A 20,494-nucleotide genomic window follows, 5' to 3' on the forward strand; every position below is an offset into this window, starting at 1 on the left:
GCCGTAAATCATGCAGCCCCGGAGGACCCTCCCCGCCCCGCCCCCGACCCCACCCCGTACCCCCCCCCCCTTGAGAACGGGCACGACCACCATCCGCCTGCCCACCGTCCGGGGGACGGCACCCGCGCCCGACCGGCCGTCCGGAGTAGCCGTGCATCGCCCGATCGGGTAGCTCCACGGCGGACACCGGGCGCACCCGCCCGTCAACTCCCCCGCCTCCACAGCCATTTGGTGCATCGTTCACGCATCTCCTCCTGTCCCGTGCACGGGCGTGACGGAAGAGTCCTGCGGGCAAGACTGAGGCCCACGCGACTCCAGGGAGAGGGGCACGCATGCCCGACATGACCCGACGCAGACTCCTCGGCACGGCGGCGGGCGCGGTCGGCGGCGCCGCGGCACTGTCGCTGCTGCCGCCGAGCGTGCGGCGGGCCGTCGCCGCGGGCCCGGCCCGCAGCGGCTCGCTGAACGACATCGAACACGTGGTCCTGCTGATGCAGGAGAACCGCTCCTTCGACCACTACTTCGGCACCCTCAAGGGCGTCCGGGGCTTCTCCGACCCGGACGCCCTGACCCTGCCGGACGGCCGCTCCGTCTTCCACCAGCCGGACGAGGCGAACCCGACGGGCTATCTGCTCCCGTTCCACCTCGACACCCGCCGCACCAGCGCCCAGGCCATCCCGTCCACCAGCCACGCCTGGTCGGTGCAGCACGAGGCGTGGAACGGCGGCCGGATGGACCGCTGGCTGCCCGCGCACCGCAAGGCCGACGGCGCGAACGGCCCGTACGTGATGGGCTACCACACCCGCGAGGACATCCCCTTCCAGTTCGCCCTCGCCGAGGCGTTCACCCTCTGCGACAACTACTTCTGCTCGGTCTTCGGCCCCACCTGGCCCAACCGGCTCTACTGGATGACCGGCACCATCGACCCCGGCGGCACCCGGGGCGGCCCCGTCGTCGACAACCTCGCCCCCAAGCCGTACCGCTGGACCACCTACGCCGAACGGCTCCAGGCCAAGGGCGTCAGCTGGCGCGTCTACCAGCAGCAGGACAACTACGGCTGCAACATGCTGGAGCAGTTCCAGGCCTTCAGGGAGGCCCGGCCGGGCGACCCGCTGTACGAGCGGGGCATGCGCCGGCTGCCCGAGGGCACCTTCGAGGACGACGCCCGGAACGACCGGCTCCCGGCCGTCTCCTGGATCATCCCGACCGCGGCCGAGTCCGAGCACCCGAGGCACCTGCCGGCGGCGGGAGCCGCGTTCGTCGCGAAGAAGATCGAGGCCATCGCCGACAACCCCGACGTCTGGCGGAAGACCGTCTTCATCCTGAACTACGACGAGAACGACGGCCTCTTCGACCACGTGCCACCGCCGGTGCCCCCGGCGGGCACGGCGAACGAGTTCGTCAAGGGGCTGCCGATCGGCGGCGGCTACCGGGTGCCCTGCCTGATCGTCTCGCCGTGGACGGTCGGCGGCTGGGCGGCCGGCGACCCCTTCGACCACACCTCCGTGCTCCGCTTCCTGGAGCGCTGGACCGGCGTCGAGGAGCCCAACATCAGCGACTGGCGGCGCTCCGCCTTCGGCGACCTGACCTCGGCCTTCGGCTTCTCCGGCACCCGGGCGGCGCCGCCGGCGCTGCCCCGGGACACGGGCCCCCGGCTGGAGCAGGCGCGGCGGGACGTCGCGAGCCTGCCCAAGCCGAAGCTGCCGGGGGCGGCGCAGGAGTTCCCCGTCCAGGAGGCCGGGACGCGCCCGAGGCGCTGAGACCGGCCGCCCGGGCCCGTAGGGAGCGGTTCCGCGACGGCCTACGAGCCCCTCAGCTCGTACTCCGCCCGCAGCTTGCGCCACCGCTCCAGCGTCCACCCCGACCAGTCCGCGGGCCGGCCCGCCAGCGCCTCCAGCAGGTACTCGAAGTGGTGGTGCCAGCCCGCGAGGCAGTCCAGGCGGACGCTCTCGGAGCAGGCCAGCTCGTTGGTGAAGTGCAGCAGCGTCCCGCCGACGCTCGACGGTGCGGGCTCCAGCTCGAAGCGGATCCGGCCGTGGATGTCGACGGTGTACTCGGCGACCCGCTCGGGCTGCCAGGCGGTCACCCGGCCGGGCGCGACCGTGGCGTGCCCCTCGGGGTCGGTGTTGAGCCAGCGCAGCGTGATGGCGCCGCCCTCGCGCTGCTCGAAGGGGTCGGCGGCGGCCAGCCAGGTGGGCAGGCCCTCGGGGGTCGCGACGGCGTGCCAGACCTCCGCCACGGGGAAGGGCGCCGACAGCTCGTAGCGGAGCAGGTGGTCGTCGACGCCCCGCTTCTCGGACCGGCCGTACAGGGAGGGGATCTCCATGGGTCCAGCTCTACCACCGAGGCCCGCCCCCCGCACGGCGGGGGACGGGCCTCGGTGGGCGCGGCGCGAGGGCCGTAAGGGTGGCTCAGACGCCGGCGTAGGAGTGCTTGCCGGTGACGAAGATGTTCACGCCGTAGTAGTTGAAGATGTACGTGGCGAAGGCGAACAGCGCGATGTAGGCGGCCTTGCGGCCCTTCCAGCCGGCGGTGGCCCGGGCGTGCAGGTAGGTGGCGTAGGCGACCCAGGTGATGAAGGACCAGACCTCCTTGGGGTCCCAGCCCCAGTAGCGGCCCCAGGCGGCCTCGGCCCAGATCGCGCCCGCGATGATCGTGAACGTCCACAGCGGGAAGACGGTCGCGTTGATGCGGTAGGCGAACTTGTCGAGGGTGGCCGCCGACGGCAGGCGCATCACGAAGGAGTCCGTGCCCTTGGCGAGCTTCGTCTTGAAGCGGACGTATCCGCGGCCCTTGGCCGGGAGCTCTGCCAGCAGGCGGTTCAGGCCGTCGGTGCCGACGTGGCCCCGCTCCAGGCGCTCCTCGTAGCCGTTGCGGAAGAGGTAGAAGAGCGTGGCGGCCGCGCCCACCCACAGGGACGCGCCCGAGATGATGGCGCAGGAGACGTGGATCCACAGCCAGTACGAGTGGAGGGCCGGCACCAGCTGGTCGCTGTCGGTGTAGAGCACCGAGACGGCCAGGCCCAGGTCGAGCAGGATGGTGGTGACCAGCGGCAGGCCGAGCCAGCGCACGTTCTTCTTGGCGACCAGCAGACCGAGGTAGACGGCGACCACGACCATGCCGAAGGTCGTGGAGAACTCGTACATGTTGCCCCACGGCGCCCGCTCCACGGAGAGCGCGCGGGTGAGCACGCCGCCCGCGTGGAGCAGGAAGCCGAGGACGGTCAGCGAGACCGCGATCCGGCCGTAGACGTCGCCCTTCTCGCTGGTGCCCGCGGCGCCCGGCCCGTCCGGGACGTCCCGGCCGCCGGCGACGGCGCGGGTGACGACCTTGGGGCGTTCCAGCACGGCGGTGCCGCCGCTCCCCTGGGCGCCCTGGGCGGCCGCGGAGGCGGCCTTCGCCTCGGTGGTGATCGCGGCGGCGGTCCGGGCGACCGCGCTGCGGCTGCCGAACACCCACTCCGCGATGTGCGCGAGGAAGGCCAGGGTGTAGACGGCCATGGCGGAGTACACCAGCACATTGCTGAGGTTCGCCATGTTCTCGTTGGCTGCGGCAGCGATGGGGATCACGCGCGCGCTCCTTCGGAGGGATCAGCGGAATCTGCGGGGTCGGGCGTGGTGACGGGCGGCGCGTCGGGGTACAGGGCGACGGCGAGGTCGGCGAGCTCCTCGGGGAGCCGCGCGGACTCGCTGCGGCCGAGCCCGGCGACCTCGACGACCGTCTGCCCGTCCTTGCCGGCCACGGCCCGCACCCAGACCCGGCGGCGCTGGATGAACAGCGAGCCGGCCACACCGACGAGCGCGGCGACGGCGCCGCCGAGCGCGGCTCCGTTGCCCGGCTGCTGGGAGACCTGGAAGGTGGCCCACGGCTTGATGCCGTCGAACTCCAGGGTGCCCGCGCCGTCCGGCAGGGTCATCTTGTCGCCGACCTTGAGGGCCTGCGCGAAGGGGCGGCCGTCCTTGGTCTTGAACTGCTTCATCTTGGCCACGTCGAGGCGGTAGACGCTCTGCGGCAGGCCCGAGTCCAGGCCGAGGCTGCCGCGGTAGGCGGTCAGCACCAGGTGCGGGTTGTCCAGGGCGGGGAACTGCGAGTTCATCGACTTGGTCGACAGGTCGAGGGTGGGCACGAAGGAGCCCTGGAAGCCCAGGTCGTCCGGCTTGCCGTCCTTGTCCCGGTAGTCCGGGACCTTGATGACCGTGGTCTCGGTGATGTTGCCGTCGAGCGGCAGCGAGGGCACCGCGCCCCGGAAGGCGATGTCGCCCTGGCCGTCCCTGACGGTGACGACCGGCGCGTAGCCGTGGCCGATGAGGAAGACCTTGGAGCCGGCCACCTCCAGCGGCTCGTTCACCTTGATCGTCTTCTTCCGCAGCGGGCCGCCCGGGGTCTCCCGGTAGCTGACGTGCGCCTCGTAGGTCCGGGGCGTGCCGCGCTGGGGGCCGGTGCGCTCGTACGTCGCCTCGAAGCCGTCCATCCAGAAGCTGAAGGGCTCCAGGTCGTCCGAGTCGAACAGCGAGCCGGACTTGAAGTCGTCGTACTGCGCCAGATTGTTCGAGAAGCCCTTGCCCTCGACGATCAGCGACTGGCCCTCGGACTTCCACAGCTGGCCGGAGGCGAAGGCCACCAGCATCACGATCAGGGAGATGTGGAAGAGGAGGTTGCCGGCCTCGCGCAGATAGCCCTTCTCGGAGCCGACCGCGTCACCGGCGCGCTGGACGCGGAAGCGCCGCCGCTTGAGCAGCTTCTCCGCGGCCGTGAGCACCTGCTCGGGATCGGCCTCGGTGCGCCAGGTGGTGTACGCGGGCAGCCGGGTCAGCCGGCGCGGCGCGCCCGGCGGGCGGCCGCGGAGCTGGCCGACGAACTGCCAGGTGCGCGGGACGATGCAGCCGATCAGGGAGGTGAACAGCAGGATGTAGATCGCCGAGAACCACACCGAGCTGTAGACGTGGAACAGCCCGAGCTTGTCGTAGACCGGCGCGAGGGTCTCGTGGGCCTTCCGCCAGTTCTCCGCCTTGACCGCGTCGATGCTGGTCTGCGGGATGAGCGAGCCGGGGATGGTGGCCAGCGACAGCAGGAAGAGCAGGATCAGCGCGACCCGCATCGAGGTCAGCTGCCGCCAGATCCAGCGCACCCAGCCGACGGCCTCGCGGCCCGACCAGGCGAGCCATCCCAGCGCGCCGGGCTTGCGGACGCCGCCGAAGGAGCCCGGCACCGCCTGCCCGGCCTCCTCGGCCGGGGCCGTGGACAGCTGGGAGCCCGCGGCGCCGACGTCCTTGTCCTCGGCGGGGGGCGTTGTCTCTGTCTTGGCCATGGTGATCAGACCTCGGGGACGAAGGAGTTGGACCACACCTGCATCTGGCCGATGATGTGGTCCCAGGCACCGGTGAGGAGCAGCACACCGACGGCGACGAGCATGACACCGCCGGCCCGCATGACCCACGCATAGTGCCGCTTGACCCAGCCGAAAGCGCCGAGAGCGCGCCGGAAGGCCACCGCGGCGAGTATGAACGGCACGCCGAGGCCGAGGCAGTAGGCGAACATCAGCAGCGCGCCGCGCCCGGCGCTGCCCTGGTTCATCGCCAGGAGGTTCACGGAGGCGAGCGTCGGTCCCACGCAGGGCGCCCAGCCGACGCCGAACATGGCGCCCAGCAGCGGTGCCCCGGCCAGGCCCATGGCGGGCTTGCGGTGGAAGCGGAACTCCCGCTGGCCGAAGCGGGAGAGCAGCCCCATGAAGGCGAGGCCCATCACGATGGTGAGCACGCCGAGGATCTTGCTGATGGTGTCCTGGTAGCGCTGGAGGTCGTTGCCGAAGTTGCCGAAGAGGGCACCGCCGGAGACGAAGACCGCACTGAAGCCGAGGACGAAGAGGGAGGCGCCGGCGACCATCCGGCCGCGCTTGGCCTCGGCGATGTCGGTGCCGCTGACACCGGTGACGTAGGAGAGGTAGCCGGGGACGAGCGGCAGGACGCACGGGGAGAAGAAGGAGACCAGCCCGCCCAGCACGGCGACCGGCAGGGCGAGCAGCAGCGCCCCGGTGAGGACGGTCTGGTTCATGTCCCCGGCGTTGGCCGCCAGCGTCGTCGCGAGGGGGGTCAAGGTCACTTCTCCGCGACCAGCGGGTCGAGCGTCTTGCGCAGCTCGTCCTCGCTCAGCGCCTTGACGGCACGCGCCGCGATCTTGCCGTCGCGGTCGATGAAGACGGTCGAGGGGATGAACTGCGGGTTGAGGCTGCCCTTGGGGAAGCGCAGCAGCAGCTCGCCCGCGGAGTCGTAGAAGCTCGGGTACGGGACCTCGAACTCCTTCTCGAACTTGATCGCCGGGGCGGGGTCGGTGTCACGGGTGTTGAGCCCGACGAACTCCACGCCCTTGCTCTTGTAGTCCTTGGCGACCGTGACGAGGTTCTTGGCCTCGGCCCGGCAGGGCGAGCACCACGAGCCCCAGACGTTAAGGACGACGATCTTGCCCTTGTATTCCTTGCCGACGTCGAGCGCCTTGCCGTCCAGCGTCTTGCCGTCGAGGTCGGGGGCGTCCTGACGGGTGCTCGCGTCCTTGACGACGCTGACGCCGCCCGCGCCCTGCACGAACTGCGTCTGCCCCCCGCTCTTGGGGTTGTCGCCCGAGCCACAGGCGGTCAGGGCCATGGCCGCGACAGCGGCGAAGACGGCCGGCAGGGTGGTACGCCGGCGTGGGACAGGGCGTCGAAGGGCGCGGCAGGCACTCATGTGAAAAGTTTCGCATGGTCCGTTTAGGGATCTTCCGCACCCCCCTCCGGGTCCCCTCGAACGGGTCGGGGGCCGTCGCGCGACGGCTCGTCCGCCCTTCCCGCCCGCCTTTCACCGGGGTCCGCCCCGCCGGCGCCTCAGTCGGTACGGGCCCGCCACTTCTGCCCGACGTCGAGCTTGCGGAGCCCGCTGAGGACCTTGGGGTCCTGGGCGTCCAGCCAGTCGACGAACTGCCGGAAGGAGACCACCCGGACGTCCTTCCGCTTGTCGTCGGCCATGTATTTGAACGCCTCTTCGACGGCATCCATATAGATACCGCCGTTCCATTCCTCGAAATGGTTGCCGACGAAGAAGGGCGCCCGGTTCGTCTCGTACGCGCGATCGAAACCGGCGATGTACGATTCCGTCGCCTGCTGCCGCCACGCCGGATAGTTGGAGCGGGGGCCCCGGGTGGTGTTCCGGGACTGATTGGCCAGGATGTTGTAGTCCATCGAGAGGACTTCGAACGAATGGCCGGGGAAGGGTATCTGCTGCAACGGCAGATCCCAGAGACCCTGCCTTTTCTTCGGCCACATCTGAAGGCCGCCCGGCGAACTCGCGTCGTACCGCCAGCCCAGCTTCTTCGCCGTCGGCAGCAGATTGTCCTGCCCCAGCAGACACGGCGTACGGGCGCCGACGAGTTCCTTGCGGTAATCGAACGGGAGCGGCTCCAGGTCCTTGAACCCGGTGTTGGTCCGCCACTCGGTGACGAACGAGACGGCCTGCTCGACCTCCGACTCCCAGTCCTCCGCCGTCCAGTTCCCGACCGAGCCGGAGCCCGAACAGAAGTGCCCGTTGAAGTGGGTGCCGACCTCGTGGCCCTCCAGCCACGCCTGGCGCAGGTTCTCCAGCGTCGACTTGATGTGCGCGTCGGTCAGATAGCCGATGTCCGATGCGCCGACCGGGTTGTTGGGCGGCTTATAGAGATTCTTCTTCGACTCGGGGAGGCAGTAGACCCCGGACAGGAAGAACGTCATCCGAGCCCCGTGGTCCCGGGCCAGCTTCCGGAACCGCGGGAAGAGACCGTTGCCGACCTCGCCCGCGCCGTCCCAGGAGAAGATCACGAACTGCGGGGGCCGCTGGCCCGGCTCCAGCCGCTCCGGCTCGGGCGGCTGGTTGGGCTGCGGTCCGGCGTCGGCGGTGGAACCGTCACCGATCGGGCTGGCCTTGGCCCGCTGACTCGCCTTCGCCGAAGGATTGTCGACGTCGGCCGGAGAATGGGAACACCCGGCGACGCCTATCGCGGTGGCCGCTCCCACACCCATGCCGAGGAGACCTCGTCGGCTGATGTCGCGCATATCGTCTCCGTTCCTGCTCGACGTGCCCCCTACGCATCTTGTCGTCCATATAAAACGACATCGCGTGAGAGGGCGCGCCGAGCAGAGCGGTTGCGCGCTTTTGCCGGTCTTTACGGAGACTTACCGGACTTTATGCTTCAGGCCGCGAATCCAAGGCCCACGCCTTACTCTCAGGCGCCGAACGCCTTGGCCCCGCCCTTTACCGGCTTCGCGCCCGCGAGAAGGTGCGCGGGAACCAGATCCCGGGCCGGCTCGCTGTAGCCGACCGACACGATTTTGTCCCCCCTGAAGGTGAACGTCGTCAGGCTCGCCAGCGTGCACTGACGTTTACGCGGGTCATGCCAGAGCCGGCGCCGCTCGGCGAAACTCCGCACGATCCAGATCGGCAGCTGATGGCTCACACAGACGGCCTCGTGGCCCCGCGCGGCATCCCGCGCCGCGCCCAGCGCGCCCATCATCCGCACGACCTGCTCGACGTACGGCTCGCCCCACGAAGGACGGAAAGGATTCGTCAGGTACTTCCAGTTGGCCGGCTTCTTCAGCGCGCCGTCACCGACACCGAACGTCTTGCCCTCGAAGACGTTCTCCGCCTCGATGAGCCGCTCGTCCGTCGCCAGGTCCAGCGCGTGCGCCTTGGCGATCGGCAGCGCCGTCTCCTGCGCGCGCTCCAGCGGCGAGGCCACCACATGGGTGATGTCCCGCCCCGCCAGGTGCTCCGCCACCCGGTCCGCCATCCGCAGGCCGAGCTCCGACAGGTGGTACCCGGGCTTGCGCCCGTAGAGCACGCCCTCCGGGTTGTGCACCTCACCGTGCCGCATCAGATGGACGACGGTCAGCTCGTCGCCCCCGGCCCTCCGGGCCCCGTTCACATCGCTGGTCATACCGTCCATCATTCCGTCGCCTCGGCAGCCGCCCGCGCCGCGGCCGGCAGCGCCGCCGCGATCCGCTCGATCGCGGCGCCGTCGTGCGCCGTCGACACGAACCAGGACTCGAACGCGGAGGGCGGCAGATACACGCCCTGCGCCAGCATCGAGTGGAAGAACGCGTTGAAGCGGAACGCCTGCTGCGTCTTCGCCTGCTCGTAGTCCCGCACCTCGCGGTCGGTGAAGAACACCGAGAACATATTGGACGCCACCTGGAGGCGGTGCGCCACGCCCTCCTTGGTCAGGGCCTCGGTCACCAGCCCCCGGACCTCCGCGGAGACCGCGTCCACCTTCTCGTACGCCGCGTCGTCCAGCAGCCGCAGCTGGGCCAGGCCCGCCGCCGTCGCCACCGGGTTGCCCGAGAGCGTGCCCGCCTGGTAGACCGGGCCCGCCGGGGCCAGGTGGCCCATCACATCGGCCCGGCCACCGAACGCCGCCGCCGGGAAGCCGCCGCCCATGACCTTGCCGAAGGTCATCAGGTCCGGCTTCACCCCGTCCACGCCGTACCAGCCGGCCTTGCTGGTGCGGAAGCCCGTCATCACCTCGTCGGAGATGAACAGCGCGCCGTTCTTGGCGCACGCGTCCTTCAGCCCCTGGTTGAAGCCCGGCACCGGCGGCACCACGCCCATGTTGCCCGGCGACGCCTCCGTGATCACACAGGCGATCTCGCCCGGGTACGCGTGGAAGGCCTCGTGCACGGCCTCCAGGTCGTTGTACGGCAGGACGATCGTGTCGGCGGCGGAGGCGCCCGTGACACCGGGCGTGTCCGGCAGCCCGAACGTCGCCACACCGGAGCCGGCCGCGGCCAGCAGCGCGTCCACGTGGCCGTGGTAGCAGCCGGCGAACTTGATCACCTTGGCCCGGCCGGTGAATCCCCGCGCGAGACGGATCGCCGACATGGTCGCCTCGGTGCCCGAGGACACCAGGCGCACCTGCTCCACCGGCTCGACCCGGGCGACGATCTCCTCGGCCAGCGCGACCTCGCCCTCGCCGGGCGTACCGAAGGACGTACCGCGGGCCACGGCCTCCTGGACGGCCGCGATCACCTCGGGGCGCGCGTGCCCCAGGATCATCGGACCCCAGGAGCACACGAGGTCCACATACTCCCGGCCGTCGGCGTCCGTGAGGTACGGACCCGTACCGGACACCATGAACCGGGGCGTACCGCCCACGGCACGGAACGCGCGCACCGGAGAGTTCACGCCACCGGGCGTCACGGCAGACGCGCGGTCGAAGAGGTTCTGCGAGACTGGGGCGTCATATGGGTAGCTCACGCTAGCCATGGTCTCAGAGGCTGCCGGGGACTCGCCCTCGGGCGTTTCGCGCGCTCTTCACGGGGGAGGTCTCTGAGACGATGATCGGGTTGCGCGGCGGGGGCTGCCCTGCGTAAAAAAGCGGTCGGGTGGAGATATGCATCGCGGTGGCGGACTGGGCGAGGGCACCGATGACCTGGGCCCCGAGCGAGCCCAGAGGTCCCGCAGGGGGCGCCACAGGGGCCGGCGCGAAGAAGACGGCACGCCCGGCGTGGACGGCACGGAGATCAGCGGGAGTGGTGGCCGGGTGGGGGTGACCTACAAATACTTCGGGGCACCCAGCAGTGCGGCCGCGGCCAGCGTCCCGATCTCCATGCGCCCCGAGGAGCTCGGCGGTGACGAGCTCGGCATGGGCGGCATGTTCACCAAAATCAAGCCGGAAACGGTCGCCGCCATGGTGCTCACCGGCATCGAGGGCATACCCCTGCACAAAGTCCCCCCGCTCGAGCTGGTCGTCCTCCATCCCGACTACGCGGTCGTCAAGCTCCCCATGACCGTGGTCGACCCGCTGCGCGGGGTCGGCGAGGAAGCGGTGGGCGCCGCGGCGTTCATCTGGTCCACGGTCCCCGACCGCGGCGGCCCGCGCGACGCGTTCACCGTCTACCAGCTCCTGCGCGAGTGGCAGGACTTCTCCCGCCGCCTCCACGAGAACGGCCACCAGCCCTACTGCCTCGTCTGGCCCTGATCCGCCCCGCCCGCCCGCCGGGCCCGCCGTAGCCTTCGCCCATGCTCACCCTGCGTTCCGTCGCCCTCTTCGTCCTCGCCGCACTGCTGGAGATCGGCGGTGCCTGGCTCGTCTGGCAGGGCGTCCGCGAGCACCGGGGCTGGGCCTGGATCGGCGCCGGGATCGTGGCCCTGGGCGCCTACGGCTTCGTCGCCACGCTCCAGCCCGACGCCGACTTCGGCCGCATCCTCGCCGCGTACGGCGGGGTCTTCGTCGCGGGCTCGCTGGCCTGGGGCATGGTCGCGGACGGCTACCGCCCGGACCGCTACGACGTCCTGGGCGCGCTCGTCTGCCTGGCCGGCGTCGCGATCATCATGTACGTCCCCCGCGACCGCTGAGGCGCGGCCGCCGACGCGTACGGCCGTCACGTTCCCCGGTGTACGGGCGCCGGGAGCACCGGGACACGGCCGCCGTCGGCGTACGGCCGTCCCGCACGCCGAGGCACGGCCGTCACCCGCGCCGGGGCACGCCGGCCACAGGCGTCCCACCCCCGGCCGGAACACCACCGGCAGCCGCCGCCCCCGCACACCCGCCGCATATCCTGCGCACGGATCTGCCACGTCGCTTGCGCCCCAGGAGGCCCCTCATGAGCACCCGCACCGCAGTCATCACCGGCGCGAGCAGCGGAATCGGCGCCGCCACCGCCCGCCGGCTGGCCGCCGAGGGCTACCGCGTCGTGCTCACCGCCCGTCGCGAGGACCGGATCGAGGCCCTCGCCGCCGAGCTCACCGCCGCGGGCCACGAGGCCGTCGCCTACGAGCTCGATGTCACCGACCGCGCCGCCGTCACGGCCTTCGGCGTCTTCCTCGACGACTTTCCGGCCGTCGACGTCCTGGTCAACAACGCCGGCGGCGCCCTCGGCACCGAAACCGTCGCGACCGCCGACCCCACCGACTGGCGGGCGATGTACGAGGTCAACGTCCTCGGCACGCTCAACGTCACCCAGGCCCTGCTCCCCCGCCTGCGCACCGCCCCCGACGGCGGCACCGTCCTGATCGTCTCCTCCACCGCCGGCCTCACCACCTACGAGGGCGGCGGCGGCTACGTCGCGGCCAAGCACGGCGCCCATGTGATGGCCGAGACCCTCCGCCTGGAGCTGTGCGGCGAGCCCGTACGCGTCGTGGAGATCGCGCCCGGCATGGTGAAGACCGAGGGGTTCGCCGTCACCCGCTTCCGCGGCGACGAGGAGAAGGCCGCCGCCGTCTACGCGGGCGTGGCCGAACCGCTGACCGCCGAGGACATCGCCGACACCATCGCCTGGGCCGTCACCCGCCCGCCGCACGTCAACGTCGACCTCCTCGTGGTCCGCCCGCGCGCCCAGGCCGCCAACCACAAGGTCCACCGCGAGAGCTGAGCCGCGGGCCCAGCGGCCCCGGGACCTCGGACGCAGGACGAAATGCGGATCGCGCTGAAGATCAACAAGGGTTACTTTCTTAGCGCGGCCGTCCTGGGGGGACGGCCCTACGAAAGGGGAATCCCATGCGCGTCACCGGCTTCGACCACCTCGTGCTCAACGTCTCCGACATCGAGCGGGCCCTGGCCTTCTACACCGGCCCGCTCGGCCTGGAGCCGGTCCGCGTGGACGAGTGGCGCGCGGGCAAGGTGCCCTTCCCCTCGGTCCGCGTCTCGCCCACGACGATCATCGACCTGTTCAAGCGCGACCGCGGCGAGTCCAACGTCGACCACATCTGCCTGGTCGTCGAGCCCCTCGACTGGCAGACCGTGATCGACTCCGGCACCTTCACGGTCACCGACGGCCCCGGCTCCCGCTTCGGCGCCCGCGGCGACGGCCAGTCGCTCTACGTCCAGGACCCGGACGGCAACACGGTCGAGCTGCGCTGGTACTCGCAGGACGCGTAGCGGACACGACGAAGGGGCCGGCACCCTGCCAGGGCGCCGGCCCCTTCCGCACGAGCCCCTTCCGCGCCGGTCGCTGCCACGCCGCCCGCTTCCGTCAGCCCTTGACGCAGACGATCTGCTTCAGCTTCGCGACGACCTCGACCAGGTCCCGCTGCTGCTCCATGACCTTCTCGATCGGCTTGTACGCGCCGGGGATCTCGTCCACCACACCGGCGTCCTTACGGCACTCCACACCCCGCGTCTGCTCCTCCAGATCCCGCGTGGTGAAGCGCTTCTTCGCGGCGTTGCGGCTCATCTTGCGGCCGGCGCCGTGCGAGGCGGAGTTGAAGGAGGCCGCGTTGCCGAGGCCCTTCACGATGTACGAGCCGGTGCCCATCGAGCCCGGGATGATGCCGAACTCACCGCTGCCGGCCCGGATCGCGCCCTTGCGGGTGACGAGCAGGTCCATGCCCTCGTAGCGCTCCTCGGCCACGTAGTTGTGGTGGCAGGAGATGACCTGCTCGAAGGTCGGCTTCGCCTTGGCGAACTCCTTGCGGACCACGTCCTTGAAGAGCGCCATCATCAGCTCGCGGTTGTGCTTGGCGTACTCCTGCGCCCAGAACAGGTCGTGCCGGTAGGCCGCCATCTGCGGGGTGTCCGCGATGAAGACCGCGAGGTCCCGGTCGATCAGGCCCTGGTTGTGCGGCAGCTTCTGGGCCTGGCCGATGTGGTACTCGGCGAGCTCCTTGCCGATGTTCCGGGAGCCGGAGTGGAGCATCAGCCAGACCGAACCCGTCTCGTCGAGACAGAACTCAATGAAGTGGTTTCCGGATCCGAGCGTTCCCATCTGCTTCGTGGCGCGCTCCTGACGGAATTTGACCGCCTCCGCGACCCCGTCGAACCGCCCCCAGAAATCGTCCCACCCCGCCGTCGCCAGCCCGTGCAGCCTGCCCGGATCCACCGCGGAATCGTGCATCCCGCGGCCCACCGGGATCGCCTGCTCGATCCGGGACCGCAGCCGCGACAGATCACCCGGCAGGTCGTTAGCCGTCAGCGACGTCCTCACCGCCGACATCCCGCAGCCGATGTCCACACCGACCGCCGCCGGGCACACCGCGCCGCGCATCGCGATCACCGAGCCGACCGTGGCGCCCTTGCCGAAGTGGACGTCGGGCATCACCGCGAGGCCCTGGATCCACGGCAGGGTCGAGACGTTGCGCAGCTGCTGCATGGCGACGCCCTCGACCGTGGCCGGGTCGGCCCACATGCGGATCGGAACCCGGGCGCCGGGCACCTCGGTGTAGGACATGATTTTCCCCATTACCCCGTAAAAGAAAGATAACGCAAAAGCCGGACAAATCGCACGATTCATGGCAGTGAACCGGCGGACGCGGCGGCACGTGCGGTAGACATACTGTCCAGCCGCCGCCGGACCGGCGGCAACACGTTTTCGGGCGAGAGGGGCCACGGACAGTGCAGCGAAGGGCGTACGCACCGGCCGCCGCGCTGGTGGCGGCCGTGCTGACGGCGGGCCTCACCTCGTGCAGCGGGGCATCCGGCACCGGCGGCGGAGGCGACGACTCCAAGCCCGGCCAGCCCGGCTCCTCGGCCCCCGCCGGCGAGCCCGGCAAGTACCGCGGCCTCCCCGAACCCTGCGGCTACGTCAACCGCGACACGCTCCGCCGCCTGCTCCCCGCGGGCGAGGACGAGAGCGAGGCGGAGATCGAGAAGGTCTACAAGGGCCAGGCCGCCATCACCTATGACACCGACCGCCGCGTCGGCTGCCGCTGGCGGCTGGAGACCCCGGAGGGCACCCGCCACCTCTCGGTCGACTTCGAGCGCGTGGTGTCCTACCAGCCGGGCGTCAGCGACGAGCAGCGCGCACAGCAGCTCTACGCCCGCGAGGCCACCGCCGCCCACATCCCCACCGCCGCCGCCTCGGCCTCCTCCGCCCCCGCCACCCCGGCCCCCTCGTCCGGCTCGCCGAGCACGAGCGCCGGCGCCCACCCGCAGGGCGGCGCCGCCTCCGGCAAGCCGAGCGCCACCGCCTCCCCCTCCCCGTCCGTCCCGCCCTCGGGCTCCCCCTCCGGCCTGGCCCCGCGCGCCCTCGACGACCTCGGCGACGAGGCGTTCGTCGACGACAAGCTGAGCACCACGGGCTCCGGGGTGCACCGCGACATCGCGATCGTCTTCCGGTCCGCCAACGTCCTGGTGAGCATCGCCTACGACCAGTGGTCGACCGACCGGCAGCACGTCCCCAGCAGCGAGGACCTCCAGGGCAGGGCGCACGGCCTGGCCCGCGAGCTCGACGCGGGGCACTTCGGCAATTAGCCCGGCGAGTAACGTCCCACTTCGACCACCGCCGTGCGTCGGCCGCGTACCGTGCCGACCAGACCCGGGCGCAGCCCGGCCCGCCCTCGAACCTGAACGAGCGAAGGACCCATGCACCGAACAGCCCCGCGACTCGCCCGACTCCTCGCCTGCGCCGCAGTACCGGTGATGCTCGTCGCCACCGGCTGCTCGGACGACGACTCCGGCGACAAGAAGAAGTCCTCGGCCACGCCCTCCGCCGCGGCGACGCCCAGCGCCTCGCCGTCCGTCAAGGAGGCGACGTTCACCAAGCTGCCCGAGGTGTGCAAGACCGTCACCGAGAAGACGATCGACTCGATCGTGCCGAAGGCGAAGAAGAAGGAGGGGGACCCGCTCCCCGCCTCCGACTCCAACGACTCGGCGAGCTGCTTCTGGAACGGCCTCGACGACGAGGACCCCAAGGACATGCAGTTCCGCACCCTGACGATCTCCCTGAAGCGCTTCACCGCCGACCCGGCCCTGGGCTCCGGCGAGAAGCGCGCCCAGGCGTTCGTCACCCAGCGGACCACCAAGGCGGCCACCGAGGACGGCGCCAAGGAGGCCAAGACGGAGAAGCTCACCGACATCGGCGACGAGGCGAACAGCGTGGCCTCGGACTACCGCAAGAGCGACGACGACTACCGCAACGCGATCGTCGTCACCCGGACCGCCAATGTCGTGATCACCGTGAAGTACAGCGGCGCGGGCTACCAGGGTGCCAAGAACCCCGACGCGGAAGGTCTGATGAAGAACGCGCAGACCGCGGCGAAGGAGGCCGTCACGGCCGTCGCCGACGCGAACAAGAAGTAGCGCGCCGGCGAGCGGCGCGGACGCGAAAGGCGGAGGGCCGCCACCCGGTGTCACCGGGTGGCGGCCCTCCGCCGTGTACGGCGCGGCGCGTTTACGCGGCCAGCAGCTTGCGCACCCGGTCCGCGCCCACGGCGAGGAGCAGCGTGGGCAGGCGCGGGCCGGTGTCCCGCCCGACCAGCAGGTGGTAGAGCAGGGCGAAGAAGGACCGCTGGGCGACCTTCAGCTCGGGCGTCGGCTTGGCGTCGGGCGTGAGCCCGGCCAGGACCTTCGGCACGCCGTAGACGAGCGTGGTGAGGCCGTCGAGCGACCAGTGCTCGTCGAGGCCGTCCAGGAGCAGTCGCAGCGAGGCGCGGGCCTCGTCGTCGAGGGCGGCGAGCGCCTCGGCGTCGGGCTCGGCCCGGACGACCGTGCGCGACTCGGCCGGGACCTGGGTGTTGATCCAGTGCTCGGCGCGGTCGAGCCGGGGGCGGGTCTCGTCCAGCGAGGTGACCGGGTTGGCCGGGTCCAGGTCGGAGAGGATCCGCAGGGTCTGCTCGTCGTGGCCGCCGGTGATGTCGACGACCGAGGCGAGCGTGCGGTACGGCAGCGGGCGCGGGGTCCGCGGCAGCTCACCGGCGGCGGTGCGGGCGGCACGGCTGTACGCGGCGGCGTCGGCGGGCAGCACCGTGCCGTCGGCGACCTTGGACTCCAGCTTGTCCCACTCGTCGTAGAGCCGCTGGATCTCCTGGTCGAAGGCGATCTTGAAGGACTGGTTGGGCTTGCGGCGGGCGTAGAGCCAGCGCAGCAGCGGCGCCTCCATGATCTTCAGCGCGTCGCCCGGCGTGGGCACGCCGCCCTTGGAGCTGGACATCTTGGCCATGCCGCTGATGCCGACGAAGGCGTACATCGGGCCGATCGGCTGCTCGCCGCCGAAGACCTTGCGGACGATCTGGCCGCCGACGACGAAGGACGAGCCCGGCGAGGAGTGGTCGACGCCGGAGGGCTCGAAGATCACGCCCTCGTAGGCCCAGCGCATCGGCCAGTCGACCTTCCAGACCAGCTTGCCGCGGTTGAACTCGCTCAGCAGCACGGTCTCGGAGTGCCCGCACACACAGGTGTACGCGAGCTCGGTGGACTCGTCGTCGTAGGCGGTGACGGTGGTGAGGTCGCGCTCGCAGACGCCGCAGTACGGCTTGTACGGGAAGTAGCCCGCGCCGGAGCCGCTGCCGTCGTCCTCGGCGGCGGCGCCGGAGCCCTCGGCGGCCTCCAGCTCGGCCTCGTCGACCGGCTTCTGCTGCTTCTGCTGCGGCTTCTTGCCGGCCGCGGCGGGGTCCTTCTTCGTCCGGTACTGGTCGAGGATGGCGTCGATGTCACCGCGGTGCTTCATCGCGTGCAGGATCTGCTCGCGGTAGACGCCCGAGGTGTACTGCTCGGTCTGGCTGATCGGGTCGTACTCGACGCCGAGCTCGGCCAGCGCCTCGACCATGGCCGCCTTGAAGTGCTCGGCCCAGTTCGGGTACGCCGAGCCGGCCGGGGCCGGGACCGAGGTCAGCGGCTTGCCGATGTGCTCGGCCCAGGACGCGTCGATGCCGGGGACGCCGTTGGGCACCTTGCGGTAGCGGTCGTAGTCGTCCCAGGAGATCAGGTGACGGACCTCGTGGCCGCGGCGGCGCATCTCGTCGGCGACCAGGTGCGGGGTCATGACCTCGCGGAGGTTGCCGAGGTGGATCGGGCCGGAGGGGGAGAGCCCGGAGGCCACGACGATCGGTTTGCCGGGGGCGCGGCGCTCCGCTTCGGCAATGACGTCGTCGGCGAAACGGGAGACCCAGTCGGCCTCGGTGCTCTGAGCCTGAGCCACGGCACTTCCTTCCATACGGTCCTGGCATGACCATTGTCCCAGACGAAAGGCGTGGCCCCGGGGTTGCCCGGGGTGCGGCGAAATCACCGAGGGGCCGTGGTACACGCATGGGATACTCGGTGGGACCTTCATGCCGCCTACCGGAATGGCACCCACCCCATGGCTTCGGTTCCCTCCCTCGCTTCCTCGCTCCACCAGCGCCTCGCGGACGCCCTCTCGGCAGCCCTGCCGGAGGTCGGCGCCGCCGACCCGCTGCTGCGACGAAGCGACCGGGCCGACTTCCAGGCCAACGGGATGCTGGCGCTCGCCAAGAAGCTGAAGGGCAACCCCCGCGAGCTGGCGACGAAGGTCGTCGAGGGTCTGCCCGCCGGTGATCTGATCAAGGACGTCGAGGTCTCGGGCCCCGGCTTCCTGAACATCACGATCACGGACGAGGCGATCGTGAGGACGCTGGCCGCGCGCGCCGCCGACGACCGCCTGGGCGTGCCGTTCGCGGAGCACCCGGGCACCACGGTCATCGACTACGCCCAGCCGAACGTGGCCAAGGAGATGCACGTCGGCCACCTGCGCAATTCGGTGATCGGTGACGCGGTGGTGCGGATCCTGGAGTTCTCCGGCGAGAAGGTCGTGCGCCGGCACCACATCGGCGACTGGGGCACCCAGTTCGGCATGCTCATCCAGTACCTGATCGAGCACCCGCACGAGCTGGACCACGAGGGCGAGGTCTCCGGCGAGGAGGCCATGTCCTCGCTGAACCGGCTCTACAAGGCGTCGCGGACGCTCTTCGACTCCGACGAGGAGTTCAAGGCCCGCGCCCGGCGCCGGGTCGTCGACCTCCAGGCCGGTGACGAGGAGACCCTCGCGCTGTGGCAGCGGTTCGTCGACGAGTCGAAGATCTACTTCTACTCCGTCTTCGACAAGCTCGACGTGGAGATCCGCGACGAGGACATCGTCGGCGAGTCCGGCTACAACGACATGCTCGCCGAGACCTGCCGCCTGCTGGAGGAGTCCGGCGTCGCCGTCCGTTCCAACGGCGCGCTGTGCGTCTTCTTCGACGACGTCAAGGGCCCGGACGGCAAGCCCTCGCCGCTGATCGTCCAGAAGTCCGACGGCGGCTTCGGCTACGCGGCCACCGACCTGTCCGCGATCCGTGACCGGGTGGGCAACCTCAAGGCCGACACCCTGCTGTACGTGGTGGACGCCCGGCAGTCCCTGCACTTCAAGATGGTCTTCGAGACCGCCCGCCGGGCCGGCTGGCTGACCGAGGACGTCAAGGCCGTCCAGCTCGGCTTCGGCACGGTCCTCGGCAAGGACGGCAAGCCGTTCAAGACCCGTGAGGGCGAGACGGTCCGCCTGGTCGACCTGCTCGACGAGGCGATCGACCGCGCGACGGCCGTCGTCCGCGAGAAGGCCCAGGACCTGACCGAGGAGCAGATCGCCGAGCGCGGCGCCCAGGTCGGCATCGGCGCGGTGAAGTACGCGGACCTGTCCACGTCCGTCTCGCGCGACTACAAGTTCGACCTGGACCAGATGGTGTCGCTCAACGGCGACACCAGCGTCTACCTCCAGTACGCCTTCGCCCGTATCCAGTCGATCCTGCGCAAGGCGGGCGAGGCCCGGCCGGCCGCCCACCCGGAGCTCGCGCTGGCTCCGGCCGAGCGCGCGCTGGGCATGCACCTGGACCAGTTCGGGGAGCTCCTGGCCGAGGTCACGGCCTCCTACGAGCCGCACAAGCTCGCCGGGTACCTCTACCAGCTGGCCTCGCTCTACACCACGTTCTACGCCGAGTGCCCGGTCCTCAAGGCCGAGACCCCGGAGCAGGTGGAGAACCGCCTCTTCCTCTGCGACCTGACGGCCCGCACCCTGCGTCAGGGCATGACCCTGCTGGGCATCCGGACGCCCGAGCAGCTCTGATCCACCGGACCGGGGGCGGGGCGGGTCAGCCCGCCCTCAGTTCGAACCACATCAGCTTGCCGACCAGCCCCTGCGGCTGGTCCCGCAGCGCGAACCCGCCCCAGCTGTCGGCGCAGGTCATCACCAGTCCCAGCCCGCGCCCCTGCTCGGCCTCGCCGTCCGGGATCGCGGCCCTGGCGGGCGCCGGGAGCTTGGGGTTGGTGTCCCAGACGCTCACCCGTACCCGCTCCCCCTCGCCCCTCACCCGCACCGAGGCGGGGCCGTCGGAGTAGCGGTAGGCGTTGGTGAGCAGTTCGGAGGTCAGCAGCTCGGCGGTGTCGGCCACGGCGGCGAAGCCGTGCTGCTGGAAGATCGTGCGGAGGGTGCGCCGTGCGATGCAGGGGGCCAGCGGGTCCCGGGGGACCTGAAGGGTGTACTCCCAGTCGTCGGCCTCTTCCGGAGCGGCCCGCTCCGAACCGGCCCGCTCCGGGCCGGTGTTCCCGGCGTCGTCCTTCCCGACGCCGTCCTTCTCAGGGCCGTCCTTCTCAGGGCCGTCCTTCTCAGGGCTGTGCTTCTCGGGGCTGTCCTTCTCGGGGTCGTCGCCCATGCCCGCGCCTCCGTGGAGTGAGTGGCGTGGCACACACCGTAGAGCATCGGCTCCCCCCGCGTGGCCGCGGGAGCCCGGGGACGCGAAGAGCCGGGAGCGACCGTACGGATACGGTCCCACCCGGCTCCCTCGGATCCGCCGGC

19 protein-coding genes are annotated in these 20,494 nt (G+C 70.9%); 8 read left to right on the forward strand and 11 right to left on the reverse strand.

Annotated elements, in window-relative coordinates:
• The first annotated feature begins 332 nt into the window (after positions 1-332).
• Positions 333-1,760: an alkaline phosphatase family protein gene (locus LUZ64_RS21375; protein ID WP_095579508.1), complete on the forward strand. Its 1,428-nt coding sequence runs from the start codon at positions 333-335 to the stop codon at positions 1,758-1,760.
• A 41-nt stretch (positions 1,761-1,801) separates the two neighbouring features.
• On the opposite strand, the gene LUZ64_RS21380 is transcribed toward LUZ64_RS21375, so the two are convergent.
• The 8 genes from LUZ64_RS21380 to hemL form a co-directional block, all read right to left on the reverse strand.
• On the reverse strand, positions 1,802-2,326 hold the full coding sequence (locus tag LUZ64_RS21380; protein ID WP_095579507.1) for an SRPBCC domain-containing protein: 525 nt from the start codon (positions 2,324-2,326) through the stop codon (positions 1,802-1,804).
• Positions 2,327-2,411: 85 nt separating this feature from the next.
• A complete protein-coding gene (gene ccsB, locus LUZ64_RS21385; RefSeq protein ID WP_095579512.1) occupies positions 2,412-3,566 on the reverse strand; it encodes a c-type cytochrome biogenesis protein CcsB in 1,155 nt (384 codons plus the stop codon).
• Positions 3,566-5,308, reverse strand: a complete 1,743-nt coding sequence (gene resB / locus LUZ64_RS21390) for a cytochrome c biogenesis protein ResB (RefSeq protein ID WP_095579506.1) — start codon at positions 5,306-5,308, stop codon at positions 3,566-3,568. The genes ccsB and resB overlap by 1 nt, the downstream gene beginning before the upstream one ends.
• Before the next feature lie 5 nt (positions 5,309-5,313).
• Positions 5,314-6,051, reverse strand: coding sequence for a cytochrome c biogenesis CcdA family protein (locus LUZ64_RS21395; protein ID WP_095579511.1), 738 nt, complete (start codon positions 6,049-6,051; stop codon positions 5,314-5,316).
• Positions 6,052-6,095: 44 nt separating this feature from the next.
• On the reverse strand, positions 6,096-6,719 hold the full coding sequence (locus LUZ64_RS21400) for a TlpA family protein disulfide reductase (protein ID WP_095579505.1): 624 nt from the start codon (positions 6,717-6,719) through the stop codon (positions 6,096-6,098).
• A gap of 137 nt (positions 6,720-6,856) precedes the next feature.
• The gene (locus LUZ64_RS21405) at positions 6,857-8,056 is read right to left on the reverse strand and encodes a polysaccharide deacetylase family protein (protein WP_095579504.1); all 1,200 of its coding nucleotides are present in this window, start codon (positions 8,054-8,056) and stop codon (positions 6,857-6,859) included.
• Between the two features lie 170 nt (positions 8,057-8,226).
• Positions 8,227-8,937 (reverse strand): histidine phosphatase family protein, encoded by a 711-nt coding sequence (locus LUZ64_RS21410; RefSeq protein WP_095579510.1) that lies wholly within the window; start codon positions 8,935-8,937, stop codon positions 8,227-8,229.
• Positions 8,938-8,945: 8 nt separating this feature from the next.
• A complete protein-coding gene (gene hemL, locus LUZ64_RS21415; RefSeq protein ID WP_095579503.1) occupies positions 8,946-10,262 on the reverse strand; it encodes a glutamate-1-semialdehyde 2,1-aminomutase in 1,317 nt (438 codons plus the stop codon).
• Positions 10,263-10,389: 127 nt separating this feature from the next.
• Between hemL and LUZ64_RS21420 the strand changes: the two genes are divergently transcribed.
• The 4 genes from LUZ64_RS21420 to LUZ64_RS21435 all read left to right on the forward strand — a co-directional run bounded on the left by LUZ64_RS21420 (position 10,390) and on the right by LUZ64_RS21435 (position 12,876).
• Positions 10,390-10,977 (forward strand): hypothetical protein, encoded by a 588-nt coding sequence (locus tag LUZ64_RS21420; RefSeq protein WP_095579502.1) that lies wholly within the window; start codon positions 10,390-10,392, stop codon positions 10,975-10,977.
• A 41-nt stretch (positions 10,978-11,018) separates the two neighbouring features.
• Positions 11,019-11,354, forward strand: a complete 336-nt coding sequence (locus LUZ64_RS21425; RefSeq protein ID WP_095579501.1) for a YnfA family protein — start codon at positions 11,019-11,021, stop codon at positions 11,352-11,354.
• Positions 11,355-11,602: 248 nt separating this feature from the next.
• Positions 11,603-12,370, forward strand: coding sequence for an SDR family oxidoreductase (locus LUZ64_RS21430; RefSeq protein ID WP_095579500.1), 768 nt, complete (start codon positions 11,603-11,605; stop codon positions 12,368-12,370).
• A 125-nt stretch (positions 12,371-12,495) separates the two neighbouring features.
• Complete coding sequence (locus LUZ64_RS21435) at positions 12,496-12,876, forward strand: VOC family protein (protein WP_095579499.1); 381 nt, start codon at positions 12,496-12,498, stop codon at positions 12,874-12,876.
• Between the two features lie 94 nt (positions 12,877-12,970).
• Here LUZ64_RS21435 and LUZ64_RS21440 read toward each other — a convergent pair whose 3' ends face one another.
• A complete protein-coding gene (locus LUZ64_RS21440; RefSeq protein WP_095579498.1) occupies positions 12,971-14,164 on the reverse strand; it encodes an RtcB family protein in 1,194 nt (397 codons plus the stop codon).
• Between the two features lie 164 nt (positions 14,165-14,328).
• Between LUZ64_RS21440 and LUZ64_RS21445 the strand changes: the two genes are divergently transcribed.
• Together LUZ64_RS21445 and LUZ64_RS21450 are read left to right on the forward strand one after the other, a co-directional pair.
• Complete coding sequence (locus LUZ64_RS21445) at positions 14,329-15,186, forward strand: hypothetical protein (protein WP_232390541.1); 858 nt, start codon at positions 14,329-14,331, stop codon at positions 15,184-15,186.
• A gap of 111 nt (positions 15,187-15,297) precedes the next feature.
• Entirely contained in the window at positions 15,298-16,014 is a 717-nt protein-coding gene (locus LUZ64_RS21450) for a DUF3558 domain-containing protein (protein ID WP_095585272.1), read from the forward strand.
• A 91-nt stretch (positions 16,015-16,105) separates the two neighbouring features.
• Here LUZ64_RS21450 and lysS read toward each other — a convergent pair whose 3' ends face one another.
• On the reverse strand, positions 16,106-17,866 hold the full coding sequence (gene lysS / locus LUZ64_RS21455) for a lysine--tRNA ligase (RefSeq protein ID WP_372472076.1): 1,761 nt from the start codon (positions 17,864-17,866) through the stop codon (positions 16,106-16,108).
• 144 nt (positions 17,867-18,010) lie between these two features.
• Between lysS and argS the strand changes: the two genes are divergently transcribed.
• Complete coding sequence (argS, locus tag LUZ64_RS21460) at positions 18,011-19,765, forward strand: arginine--tRNA ligase (RefSeq protein WP_095585274.1); 1,755 nt, start codon at positions 18,011-18,013, stop codon at positions 19,763-19,765.
• A gap of 25 nt (positions 19,766-19,790) precedes the next feature.
• Here the strand turns inward: argS and LUZ64_RS37560 are convergent, their stop codons facing one another.
• Positions 19,791-20,351: an ATP-binding protein gene (locus LUZ64_RS37560; RefSeq protein ID WP_095585275.1), complete on the reverse strand. Its 561-nt coding sequence runs from the start codon at positions 20,349-20,351 to the stop codon at positions 19,791-19,793.
• Positions 20,352-20,494: the final 143 nt, after the last annotated feature.

Origin of the sequence: Streptomyces albireticuli, assembly GCF_021228125.1 — a bacterium.
GTDB classification, from domain to species: domain Bacteria; phylum Actinomycetota; class Actinomycetes; order Streptomycetales; family Streptomycetaceae; genus Streptomyces; species Streptomyces albireticuli.